The sequence below is a fragment of the Campylobacter concisus genome (genome assembly GCF_003048375.1).
GTDB lineage: Bacteria > Campylobacterota > Campylobacteria > Campylobacterales > Campylobacteraceae > Campylobacter_A > Campylobacter_A concisus_T.
Window position 1 is genome coordinate 109288 of sequence record NZ_CP021643.1, and the last position, 10506, is coordinate 119793.

A 10506-nucleotide genomic window follows, 5' to 3' on the forward strand; every position below is an offset into this window, starting at 1 on the left:
TTAAATACTTGTTTTTTATTTAAAAAACAATATAATTATTAAAGTTATAATAAAATTATATAAGATTATTTAAAAATTATATAAAATTATGATAAGTATATTAATTTTAAGAGATAGCCGCAAGGTAGCTCCTAAAATTAATATAGTATTTTGTATATGAAAGATAAAATTTCAAAACAAAATTGAGAAATGGAGGTAAGATGCCACTTAAGAAAATTGGAATATTAGATGAAATTTTAAGCGATGAGTTTATTGAGCTAGTCGGGTTAAAAAATGTTATTAGATCAAAATATGCTAAAAAAAATAAGGCATTAAAGAGAGCATTTGAAAAGTGCTATATCGATGAAAAGACCTATATTGAGATTAAAAATAAGCTAGATAATAATTTTGAAAAAAATGGTTTTAAAGCCGATCTAAAAAGCCCTGATGAACTGCGAACAAATTTGAATAGAGTTTTTTATAAGCATTTAAAAAGCATTGCAAAGTTTCAGCAGGAAGGTCTATCAAATAATCAGATCTATAAAAAACTTTGTCAAATTTATCCAGAGTTTCAGACTTTTAGCAGAACTTTAGTTGTAAATGCTTTAGAGCAAGCGACGGATAATCCAAATAAAACCATGAGTGGCAAATATGAAAAATACTCAGATGAAGTAAGAGAACTTCTATCCGAAGGAAATACTGCATATTTTTGTGCTAAACATCTTTTGGAAAAATATGCTGATGACAATCTGGTTTTTGTTTCTGCCTGGAAATTTGCTAAAGATACAGAAGTAGAGATGAGTGAAGAAATAGAGTAGTATCTTGGTTTTTTCTCTACGCTTAATACGGCCATTAATTTAATAAAAAAACATAAAAGTTTTTTTGCGCACGCGCACGCGATTTTTATCTTTTTATAAAATTCTTTTCTTATCTTTTATAGGGGCTTCTGGCTTCGGTGCAAGCAGGCCTAGAGAATTGTTTTAGACCCAAATTTACTACATTAAAGACCCATTTTTTCTATATTTTAGACCCAAATTTACTACATTAAAGACCCTTTTTTTCTACCTTAAAAAAGATATTTTTTATTAAGACTACAAATTTTCTACAATACTTAAAACTTCAAATTTTCCGTAATTTTAACTACATCGTTCGGCCTATCGGGTCTTTAAATCAAAATATAATATTAAGATATTACTACATTAAAACTATCATGACTACAAATTTTCTACATTAAAGACCCAAATTTTCTACCAAGGTAAATAAAGACTTATATTAAAGACCCAAAATTTCTACCCAAAAATAGATTATTTATATTAAAACTACAAATTTTCTATATTAAAGCCCATGTATTGACACGTAAGGTTTTTAATATTATAATCCCATTATGTTTTTAGAAAGGTCTTTAATGCGTGAAATGGTTCAATATTCTAACGATTTTAACTTTTTACCCATGCCAAAACTAACTGAGCGAGAGATGGATATGGTTGTTAAGATCTTATCTAAACTAGCAGATGATAGAAGCGTTAAGATCGATATATATGAATTTTTTAGTGACTTACGTAATGAAAAAGAAAGCACTAATAAGATGCTTGAAATGTTTAAAGGGCTATCTGACAAAATACTAAATTATAATATCAAATATACAACAGCAACAAAAGCTTATGCCTTTGTATGCTTTGAAAAGCTTGTTTTTGATTACAAAACAAATACCATAGAAATTACAGCACAACAAGACTTTTATGAACTCATAACAAATTATCAGCTTGGTTTTACGCGTTTTGAACTACTAGAATTCATCAATATTAGCTCGAAGTATGCAAAAACTCTTTATCGGCTTTTAAAACAATTTAGGAATAGCGGAGTAGTAACACTTTTTAGAAATAGATGGGATGATTTTTGCGAAATAATGCAGATACCTAGTGAGTATGCCCAAGGTAAAATTGATGAAAGAATTTTAAAGCCTTGCATTAAAGAGTTATCGGGAGAGCGTGATCTTTTTAATAACAATCGAAATATTTTTGAAAATTTAACTTATAAAAAAATCAAGGATCCTAACGGACGTGGTCGTGGTGGCAAGGTTATAGGCATCGAATTTTATTTTACGCCTGAGAAAGATCGAAGCGAGCTTAGTGAGAAAATTAAAGATTTAAAAAGTTTAAAAAAACATACCGAACCAGAGCCAGAGGAAGCTCCAAAAGTAAATCCTTTGACTGGTGAGATTGTTACAGAGCTAACTCCTTATTTTGGCAGGCATTTCAGCATGAAAAATAAATTTGATGGTGGATATGACTCGTGCAAGTTACAAGATGTTTGGAAAGGTGATGATGATAAAATTCATGCGAAAGCGATCAATCAAGAAAATAATAAAATTTTTGACTTAAAATTTGAAAGCTTGCAGCACATGATCAACTCATTAAAATTTATATAGAAGCTTTGATGAATAAAAAGTGTCCCAAGAAAAAAACAAATTTTAATGCCTTAGTGGCAAAAGTGTCCCACTTTTTTGGGACTTTTTTAATTAAAAAGTTACTGAGCGAGGAAATTCTATGTATAAAACACCGCAAGCAGAGCAAATTAACTTTGATGTGAATAAGATTGAAACAATGAATGATTATTGGAATTACACCAATGATTTTTGTATTAATATTACAAATAAAAAGTTTTTAGATGATCTTTGCGTTAAGGTTATGCCATTATCTGCCATAGATAAAAATGGACATTCGGCAGCAAGAATATCTATTGATAATAGCTCGGTCGATATTGAAATCATAAACAATGATTTAGACCCTATTGTGAATGAGCTAAGGCAATGTATAATAAATGCTGAAAAAGCAGATGAACCTTGTTTCTTTGGTGGCGATGAGCTGTTGGAGTTTTTATTAAGGCATAAAACTATTGAGGAATTAAAAGAAATTTTGGGAGATAGATAAAATGAACGAGTTGGTATTAAATGCGTTAGGTGTTTTTATAGTATTATCTCTTGTCTTGCTGGGATTGGCGATTATTCAATCAATTTTTATATTTTTAAAAGGCAAAAATGATATGGAAAATTTTTTAAGATTTTATTATCAAATTTCATTTATTACATTAATTTCAGTATTTCTTCCAGGAGCGTTTGTTGCATTTGACACTAACTTTTACAATCAGCTTCCTGATGGTTATTTTGTGAAAAGTTATTATGAATTTAGCTATGCTCTCTATCACGGCATTTTTAAATCTCAAATTTCAACATTATTATTTTGCCTAGTTCTAATTTCATTGCTATTTTTGACTATAAAAGGTCCTAGTAAAAAAATAAATGAAAGGCAAAAATCCGAAGCTTATGATAATGAGAAAGCTGAATTTTTGGCTAAAAAAAAGATAAATTTTATAGTTTCGACTTTGCCTACCTTTTTATGGCTATTTGCCATTTATGGCATGTATGTTATTTCGCCATTAATACACTCCGAACTTGATAAAAGTAGAGTTGAAAAGGAAACTGGACAAGAGCCAGTTGTTATAATAAATTCTATCTCTATAAAAGATCTAAATAATGTTGTAGAGAATTTTGCTAAAAAAAATGGTGCAAAGGCCATTATTTTTAGACCAGGCGTAAAGATTATGATTGATGAGGAATAAAAATGAGAACATTAACAATAGCGCAATTAAAAGCATTGCTTAGCATGTATGACGATGATGCTACAATAGAATTTATTTTTCGAGAACCAGTGGTAGAGATTGCTTATAAAGAATTTAGTGGTGGCGAATATATTAGGCTAACACTAGACGATCTAAAAGGCGATAAAGAAAAATCTATTATAAAAATAATGTTGAGCGCATAGAAAAGATAAAAAGCAGATGACGACTGATTTTAATTTTATAAACAAAAATGTTATTGACAACATAAAATTTACCCATATTGCCAAAAGTAGAATAGATGGCTTTGGACTTTTTGCTGATAAAAATTTAGACAGCGGCACGATTTTGTGTTTTTTGGATGGTCAAGTTATAAGCTGGGATCACTACGACGGGATGGCTAAGACTATAAATTTAGGAAAATACCAAGACTATATTTTTATGGAATGGAATGCTCTTGATACAAATACGCTCTTAGTTAGAGCCTTTAGAACAAAATATAGCTATATTAATCACTCTAGTGATCCAAACGTAGAAGTAAAGTATAATCCTATCCGCATTGAAACGATTAAAGATATACGCGAAGGTGATGAAATTCTTATAGACTATAATAAAGAACCTCTGAAACAGACCTATCTTGAAAATAAAGAAAAGAACTTTTTGTTAAAAAAATAAGATATAATTTCAACTCCTAGAACGAAAACACCTTAACTTAGGCAGTCTTCCCTTGGCTGCCTTGTATATTATTAAATTCCTTGACCTTTTTCTTTCTGCTACGAATATTGTCTATCTCGCATTTTTGGTATGCTTTATTTAAAATATTGTAACCAGACTCCACAGCCATCGGCTTGTCCCCTTTGCCGCTACTAAAAATATAGTCTTCGGGGTTATAGAAGGTTGATAGTATTTCAAAATCTTCTTCAACAATACTCTTTGCGATGCAAATTTTTTCATACTCATTTTCTTTTTTCTTTATGCTTACAGCATAAAATTCTTTCTCGCCGCTCTCTTGAAAGTCACAAAATTTTAGAGGTAAAGCTTCATTTAATCTAAGTCCGCTTTTTAAGACAAGCTTTACCAGTAGCGAATTTCTATATTCTTTTTTATTTTTTCGCTCAGGATTTTTAATAAGCTCTCTTTCGGCTTGGCTTAAAATAGCCTTACGTTCATTTTCGTTCATATATATGTCTATTTGTTTGCCGTTGTTATTGGCTTTAAACTTATACTCTGATAGGACATTCTCTATCCTTAGTGCTTCACTCTGATTAGGTGATATGTATCTAAAGAAAAATTTAAGCGTTGCAATATGGGCTATTTTTGTTAAGTTGGAAAGTTTTTTTATTTCCTCTAGGGGTTTATTTTCTTGTTTTTTTCTATAAATATCATCTAGCCACTCTAAATAGCCAGTTATACACTTTTTATCTATTGCGTCAAACGAAGGTATTTCATTGCTTTCATAGCAAAATTTTATAAATCCATTTAGGCATTTTTTATAGGTTTTAATGCTATTTTCTTTATCGGTAAGCGTCTGCTTGTATGCCAAGAATTCATCGCGATAGCTTATTAGCTCATTTAGAAAAAATATTTTTTCATCTATTTTCATTTTGTTACTTTGTTCGGATTTTTATAGATATATGATATTATAACATAAAAGTGATTTTATATGATTAAAATAAAAATATTTTATCCTGGCACTTTTATAGGATTGTGCCAGGAGTGAAAGAGGGCGAAGAAATTTATTTTGATTGTGCTATGAGGTCTTTATAGTCTATATCTAGTTCCTTGCATTTGCCAACCAAATCAAATGCAAGTTTTTTGATAATATCTTTAAGGTTTTCTAGCTCTTGCTTTGCAGTTTCATGGCTTTTAATATGATCTTCATTAAAAAGCTTGTCTTTTTTCAACTCTTCGCCAAGTCCTTTTAATAGGGCATCTCGATTGTCGTAAATTTTATCGAATTCACTGATCTGAAAGCCATCTATTTCAAAACCCAAAAGCTTATTTGAAAGCTCTCTTAGTCGCTGCCCAAAGCCCTCATTTAAGACCAGTCCATTAACTCGAACACCAATCTCACCATTGTATCTTAGGGTAATTTGTTTCTCTTTTATGTGCCTTCTAATTAGCCACATTTTGAACATTCGTATAATTTTGTTTAACATTTTTTCTCCTTTTGTGTTCTTTTTTCTTCGCTCTCTTTCTTGCTTTTAATAATGTCTGTGCATTCAACAAAAAAGTCGCCGTATTTTTCTTTATTATAATAGTCCAGATCAAATAGATCGTCTAACATATAAGAATTGTGGCTTTTTTTTAGGATATTGCCAGCATAATGCTCTCTTGATATTAGTTTATCATATTCTTCACGCTCTAGTGTTAGTAGAGAGATTTTATGTTCGTTCTCACGATAAAATTTATATAGGCTAAAAAGATCAATAGCCTCCGATCCGCCCATAATGAAATTATCCCCTATACAAAAATCCATTCTAAAAATATCAAATTTTCCTGCCTGATATTCAACTACTATCTTTGTGTGTGGTTTATTGTCTTTACTGTGGATAATATAGAGCTTTTCAAAGTTTTTACACTCAGATGCCAGCTCGTGAAGCGTGTAAGAGTTGATAACTCTTACATCAAATGGTTGGCCATTACCAGTTTTAAGCCATTCGTCTGATATAGTAAAGACTTTAGAAAAGTTTTCTAAAAAACTAAAACTAGGGAATGATTTAAGTTTTAAAATGGCATCTAGTTGTTCAAAGCTGGCTTCGCCCAGTTTTTCGCTTGCTGTAATAGTATTAATCCCAAATTCTTTTAAGACATACTTCATTCTTTCGACGAGCATTTGTCCATCGTCCTTAACGCTTGGATTGCTACTGTTAGTGTTTATGGCAAGGATTGCAGATATATTTTCTGCCAAATTGGATAGCAGCTTTGTTTTATAGTGTGTTTCTAGCATAAGCTCTAAGGCTAGGCGAGTGACTTTTGTCATTCTACTTTCGTCGCTCCAGGTATCGAGTGTAGCTTTAGTAAATCCCAGCTTATCTGCAAGCTCAAATCTTGTTAGACCATAAAGGTCACATACTTCTTGATGCAAGAAGGTCTTTTCTTCTTTAGGTTTTGGTCTAAAAAAACTCATTTTTTCTCCTTTTAGGGTAAAAATTAAAGAAATTTTATCATAAATATTTTATAAAATCAAGTAATAACATAATATTATATAAAATTTATGATTGTAACTATAAATATATATAATATAAGCATATATTAAGCAAATAAATATTATAATTAAATTAATTAAAAAGCTTAAAAGCGAAAGGACAAGAGATGTTTAATAAAGTAGTTTTAGTTGGAAATTTAACTCGCGATGTAGAGTTAAGATATATTAATACGGGCTTAGCAGTTGGACGAAGTGCGATCGCCGTCACAAGAAAATATAGCACAAATGGCGAAAAAAGAGAAGAGATATGTTTTGTGGATATTACCTTCTTTGGGAAAAGCGCCGAGATAGCAAATCAGTATCTCACCAAGGGATCAAAACTGCTAATTGAAGGTGTCTTGAAATTTGAACAATGGACAGATCAAAATGGGCAATCTCGCTCAAAACATAGCATAAGTGTTGAGAGTATGGAGATGTTAGGCAGCAAAGATCAAAATACGCAGCAAGGTAGTAATTGGCAAAATGCACGATCGCAAAACGCTCCACAAAGAAAGGCTGAGCCACAATATAGTGATGTGCCAGACATTGATACTTCTGATAATATGGAGTATGCAGAAAAAGATATACCATTTTAAAGGATAAGAGATGAAAATGTATGAGTTATTTTTAGAGAACAAAAAGCTAGGAATATTTAAAGAAGAGCCACAAGATATAGTATATTGCGATGGTTCAACTGACGGAATTGATTTGCTTTGCTTTGCTGCTGACGAGTGGCAAATGCTCCAGGCAAAGCTTAACATAACTCTTACCAATGATGAATTTGATAATTTTAACAAAATTATGAATAGTGATTTTTGCCAAAAGAATGGCATTAATTATATTGATCAGCTTGCCAATGAGCTTGACTTTGGAACGCTAGAGATATTTGATTTTGAAAGAATTGAATATGCTGCTGATTTTGAAGAAAAATATAGCTATTTTATTGACGGCATAGCAAAAACTGCTGGCAACGCTGATTTTAGATGGGATTTAGCTTGCAAGGGTGTCCATCAACAAATGTCTTATGTAGATAGATGGGTTCTTAGTGATAGCTATTATCAAATAGAAGTTAATGAACTTAAGGGAGATGAGCTAGCACAATTTGATATTAAAAAAATAGATGAAGAAATGATAAAAGTTAGCTATGGATGCCAAGTTCAAGGCTATGATTTAGTTTCAGTAAAAGAGCTAGATCGCAAAAATCCAAAAGATGGCGTTAAACTTCTTGTATGGCAAGATGGAAACACAGAAAGAAGTTTCCTTGAATATATATTGATAGAGATTAAACAAGAGTGGTTGAAAAAATAAAAAGGGGCTTAACTGCCCCCAAGTTTTAATCCCAACGGGAAAAACCTTAGTAAAACTAAGGGAAACGTGTAAATATTGATACTTTTTAGACCAACTCCAACGGAGAAAAATCGTATTTACACGTTTTTTATGTAAAAAGTATATAGATCTTTGACTTAAGAATTAATAAAGGATAAAAAATGAAAGATGTTGAATATAGAGCTTGGTGTAAAAATAGTAATATTATGCTTTATAACATAGAAAAAACTTTTGAGGAAGATTTTTCTTTTGGTATGTTTTTGCAAGATAAAGAGGCGTATGCCGTAATGCAATATACTGGATGCAAAGATATTGGTGGCGAAAAGATATATGAGAGCGACATAGTGCATTTTGCAGCCATAAATCCAACTGGATATGAAAATCACGATGGAGAGTGGGTAGATACCACTGAGGAAGAAGAGCCAGGAGTAGTTATTTTTAAAGATGGTTGCTTTTGTGTAGAATTTCCTGATGGATCGCTACTGCCTTTTAATGCCCCTAAGTCAGAGGCAGATAAAACTCCTATTATAGAATTGTTTGCGGTCTTAGGTAATATTTATCAAAAATAGTCGAGGAGATGGAGATGAAACCCATTAAATTTAAAGCATACGTTCCAGGCATTAATGTTCTTTTGAACGTCATAAACATGGATCTTGATTTTAACGGAGATGTTACGGGCATAGTTGTTCCTACGAGGGAGATAACTGGTGAGGATACGTTTGAAACAACATTTTTTAAGCGTGAAGATGATTTTAAATTAATGGAATATACTGGACTACACGATCATAATGGCAATGAAATATATAGTGGCTATATCGTAGAATATCCAGATGGAAGTGTAGGTGAGGTTGTGTGGAGTGGCGGCTATGCATCATATATTTCAAAACTAAAGCGTATGAAGCCTTTTGTATTTTGGATAGATGACAAATGCAAGGTTATAGGCAATGTTTATCATAACAAAGAGCTTTTAGATAAAGCTCAAGAGGCATAAAAACGTTGAGTATTTTATGTTTTTAAGTAGATGTATATTATATAATTTAAGTAAATATTAAAGTAAAATATATTATAATTATATAAATTAAAAAGATGGAGTTATAAACATGTTAGACGAAAAATACAGCAGCTATGCTGAGAAGGTTTTGTCCGAAAGCGACAAAAGCGATACAAGACGGATATATAAAGACATCTTTCATGATAGCAACGTTGTTATCCACGAAAATTGTATCATGGATATTAACGATTTGTTGCTTAAGGGCAGAGAATATGGCGATCAGTTTATAATTCCTGCATATCAAAGAGGCTTAGTTTGGAGTGAAACTCAAAAGGTCAATTTAATAAAAACGATTATGGCTGGCGTTCCTATTGGGACTTTTGTTTTTGCAAGGCAAGCCTATGACAAACAAACCCTAAAAAAGCTACCAGCCAGGAAATATTATTTATTAGACGGGCAACAAAGGTTAAATGCGATAAAGAGCTTTTTAGATAATGAATTTGCTATGGACGGATACTTTTTTAAAGATCTACCATATCTTGATAAAAGAGCTTTCATAGATTTTCATAATTTCGGATCGATGATTATAAACGAACCAACACTGGAGCAGGAACTGGATTTTTATTTTACACTAAATTTCGGTGGCACTGCCCATACTAAAGAGGACTTAGAAAAAATAATGAAGTGCAAGAGTGCTTTAAGGATATAAAGATGAAAGATATTAAATTTAAGGCTTATGTTTATGATTTGACTGATGAGGATAGCCATCCTCTTGAAATAGATCTTATGGCAGGTAGATTATGGGACGTCACAAGCATAAATTTTAAAGACCAAATAGTAGAAATTGAAGATGATGATGGTAATACGTGGGAGTATGAACTAAATGACGAGATCGCACTTGTTCAATATACTGGCGAAAAGGACAAGAATGGTAAAGAAATTTATGACGGCTACATTTTAAAGCTTGACAGAGATGAGCTTCTAAAAAATTTAGAGCCTGAAGACGTCCCTGATGATACGCTAATTCAAGTAGTAACTTTTGAAGACGGTGCTTTTGTTGCGCGTAGTCGGAGCGGTAGAATATGGGGTGGCGTTGGTGGAATGTTTGAATATGGAGAAGTTATAGGCAATATTTATGAAAATCCAAAAATTTTAAAGGACACAAAATGAGTATTATATATGTATGCGATAGCTGTGGCGCACAAAGCGATGATGACGTTAAGGTGTATGAATTTAGCGAAGAAGCTAAAAATTACACTGGCATTAACGAATACGACCATTTATGTGCGGAGTGTCTAAAAGATTTTGATGAGGATAAATCTTTGCGCATAGTAAAAGGCGTTATAAAAGTTAAGACAAAGAAAACTTAATATTTTTATAAGCTATTAATTTTTTTAAAGGATATCAA

The 10506-nt window shown here is 31.6% G+C and carries 16 protein-coding genes; 13 read left to right on the forward strand and 3 right to left on the reverse strand.

Going from position 1 to position 10506, the window contains the following annotated elements; translation table 11 throughout:
* Nucleotides 1-200 precede the first annotated feature (200 nt).
* From CCS77_RS10300 to CCS77_RS10325, 6 genes are all read left to right on the forward strand, one after another.
* Nucleotides 201-797 carry a hypothetical protein gene (locus CCS77_RS10300; protein WP_107917424.1) on the forward strand — a complete coding sequence of 199 codons (597 nt, stop codon included), beginning with the start codon at nucleotides 201-203 and terminating at the stop codon, nucleotides 795-797.
* Nucleotides 798-1384: 587 nt separating this feature from the next.
* Nucleotides 1385-2407 (forward strand): replication initiation protein, encoded by a 1023-nt coding sequence (locus tag CCS77_RS10305; protein ID WP_161545290.1) that lies wholly within the window; start codon nucleotides 1385-1387, stop codon nucleotides 2405-2407.
* Nucleotides 2408-2525: 118 nt separating this feature from the next.
* Entirely contained in the window at nucleotides 2526-2909 is a 384-nt protein-coding gene (locus tag CCS77_RS10310; protein ID WP_107917426.1) for a hypothetical protein, read from the forward strand.
* 1 nt (nucleotide 2910) lies between these two features.
* The gene (locus tag CCS77_RS10315; RefSeq protein WP_107917427.1) at nucleotides 2911-3597 is read left to right on the forward strand and encodes a hypothetical protein; all 687 of its coding nucleotides are present in this window, start codon (nucleotides 2911-2913) and stop codon (nucleotides 3595-3597) included.
* Between the two features lie 2 nt (nucleotides 3598-3599).
* Nucleotides 3600-3800, forward strand: a complete 201-nt coding sequence (locus tag CCS77_RS10320) for a hypothetical protein (RefSeq protein WP_107917428.1) — start codon at nucleotides 3600-3602, stop codon at nucleotides 3798-3800.
* A gap of 16 nt (nucleotides 3801-3816) precedes the next feature.
* Nucleotides 3817-4269, forward strand: a complete 453-nt coding sequence (locus tag CCS77_RS10325; protein WP_107917429.1) for an SET domain-containing protein — start codon at nucleotides 3817-3819, stop codon at nucleotides 4267-4269.
* Nucleotides 4270-4306: 37 nt separating this feature from the next.
* Here the strand turns inward: CCS77_RS10325 and CCS77_RS10330 are convergent, their stop codons facing one another.
* The 3 genes from CCS77_RS10330 to CCS77_RS10340 all read right to left on the reverse strand — a co-directional run bounded on the left by CCS77_RS10330 (nucleotide 4307) and on the right by CCS77_RS10340 (nucleotide 6724).
* Entirely contained in the window at nucleotides 4307-5197 is an 891-nt protein-coding gene (locus CCS77_RS10330; RefSeq protein WP_107917430.1) for a tyrosine-type recombinase/integrase, read from the reverse strand.
* 133 nt (nucleotides 5198-5330) lie between these two features.
* A complete protein-coding gene (locus CCS77_RS10335; protein ID WP_107917431.1) occupies nucleotides 5331-5753 on the reverse strand; it encodes a hypothetical protein in 423 nt (140 codons plus the stop codon).
* Nucleotides 5747-6724, reverse strand: coding sequence for a transcriptional regulator (locus CCS77_RS10340; RefSeq protein WP_107917432.1), 978 nt, complete (start codon nucleotides 6722-6724; stop codon nucleotides 5747-5749). Before CCS77_RS10340 ends, CCS77_RS10335 begins: the two co-directional genes overlap by 7 nt.
* Before the next feature lie 185 nt (nucleotides 6725-6909).
* Here CCS77_RS10340 and CCS77_RS10345 point away from each other — a divergent pair, with 185 nt between their 5' ends.
* From CCS77_RS10345 to CCS77_RS10375, 7 genes are all read left to right on the forward strand, one after another.
* Nucleotides 6910-7377 carry a single-stranded DNA-binding protein gene (locus tag CCS77_RS10345; RefSeq protein ID WP_107917433.1) on the forward strand — a complete coding sequence of 156 codons (468 nt, stop codon included), beginning with the start codon at nucleotides 6910-6912 and terminating at the stop codon, nucleotides 7375-7377.
* A gap of 10 nt (nucleotides 7378-7387) precedes the next feature.
* Nucleotides 7388-8089 (forward strand): hypothetical protein, encoded by a 702-nt coding sequence (locus CCS77_RS10350; RefSeq protein ID WP_107917434.1) that lies wholly within the window; start codon nucleotides 7388-7390, stop codon nucleotides 8087-8089.
* Nucleotides 8090-8268: 179 nt separating this feature from the next.
* Nucleotides 8269-8676 (forward strand): YopX family protein, encoded by a 408-nt coding sequence (locus CCS77_RS10355; RefSeq protein WP_107917435.1) that lies wholly within the window; start codon nucleotides 8269-8271, stop codon nucleotides 8674-8676.
* Nucleotides 8677-8690: 14 nt separating this feature from the next.
* Nucleotides 8691-9098 (forward strand): YopX family protein, encoded by a 408-nt coding sequence (locus CCS77_RS10360; RefSeq protein WP_161545291.1) that lies wholly within the window; start codon nucleotides 8691-8693, stop codon nucleotides 9096-9098.
* 109 nt (nucleotides 9099-9207) lie between these two features.
* On the forward strand, nucleotides 9208-9807 hold the full coding sequence (locus tag CCS77_RS10365) for a DUF262 domain-containing protein (protein ID WP_107917437.1): 600 nt from the start codon (nucleotides 9208-9210) through the stop codon (nucleotides 9805-9807).
* A gap of 2 nt (nucleotides 9808-9809) precedes the next feature.
* Nucleotides 9810-10268 carry a YopX family protein gene (locus CCS77_RS10370; RefSeq protein WP_107917438.1) on the forward strand — a complete coding sequence of 153 codons (459 nt, stop codon included), beginning with the start codon at nucleotides 9810-9812 and terminating at the stop codon, nucleotides 10266-10268.
* Nucleotides 10265-10468, forward strand: a complete 204-nt coding sequence (locus CCS77_RS10375; protein WP_107917439.1) for a hypothetical protein — start codon at nucleotides 10265-10267, stop codon at nucleotides 10466-10468. The genes CCS77_RS10370 and CCS77_RS10375 overlap by 4 nt, the downstream gene beginning before the upstream one ends.
* Nucleotides 10469-10506: the final 38 nt, after the last annotated feature.

Bases quoted from the DNA above. Each gene is read 5' to 3' on its own strand.
- CCS77_RS10355 (WP_107917435.1), top strand. From the start codon at position 8,269: ATGAAAGATGTTGAATATAGAGCTTGGTGTAAAAATAGTAATATTATG.
- CCS77_RS10360 (WP_161545291.1), top strand. From the start codon at position 8,691: ATGAAACCCATTAAATTTAAAGCATACGTTCCAGGCATTAATGTTCTT.
- CCS77_RS10330 (WP_107917430.1), bottom strand. From the start codon at position 5,197: ATGAAAATAGATGAAAAAATATTTTTTCTAAATGAGCTAATAAGCTAT.
- CCS77_RS10300 (WP_107917424.1), top strand. From the start codon at position 201: ATGCCACTTAAGAAAATTGGAATATTAGATGAAATTTTAAGCGATGAG.
- CCS77_RS10375 (WP_107917439.1), top strand. From the start codon at position 10,265: ATGAGTATTATATATGTATGCGATAGCTGTGGCGCACAAAGCGATGAT.
- CCS77_RS10305 (WP_161545290.1), top strand. From the start codon at position 1,385: ATGCGTGAAATGGTTCAATATTCTAACGATTTTAACTTTTTACCCATG.
- CCS77_RS10325 (WP_107917429.1), top strand. From the start codon at position 3,817: ATGACGACTGATTTTAATTTTATAAACAAAAATGTTATTGACAACATA.
- CCS77_RS10335 (WP_107917431.1), bottom strand. From the start codon at position 5,753: ATGTTAAACAAAATTATACGAATGTTCAAAATGTGGCTAATTAGAAGG.
- CCS77_RS10315 (WP_107917427.1), top strand. From the start codon at position 2,911: ATGAACGAGTTGGTATTAAATGCGTTAGGTGTTTTTATAGTATTATCT.
- CCS77_RS10365 (WP_107917437.1), top strand. From the start codon at position 9,208: ATGTTAGACGAAAAATACAGCAGCTATGCTGAGAAGGTTTTGTCCGAA.
- CCS77_RS10345 (WP_107917433.1), top strand. From the start codon at position 6,910: ATGTTTAATAAAGTAGTTTTAGTTGGAAATTTAACTCGCGATGTAGAG.
- CCS77_RS10310 (WP_107917426.1), top strand. From the start codon at position 2,526: ATGTATAAAACACCGCAAGCAGAGCAAATTAACTTTGATGTGAATAAG.
- CCS77_RS10370 (WP_107917438.1), top strand. From the start codon at position 9,810: ATGAAAGATATTAAATTTAAGGCTTATGTTTATGATTTGACTGATGAG.
- CCS77_RS10350 (WP_107917434.1), top strand. From the start codon at position 7,388: ATGAAAATGTATGAGTTATTTTTAGAGAACAAAAAGCTAGGAATATTT.
- CCS77_RS10340 (WP_107917432.1), bottom strand. From the start codon at position 6,724: ATGAGTTTTTTTAGACCAAAACCTAAAGAAGAAAAGACCTTCTTGCAT.
- CCS77_RS10320 (WP_107917428.1), top strand. From the start codon at position 3,600: ATGAGAACATTAACAATAGCGCAATTAAAAGCATTGCTTAGCATGTAT.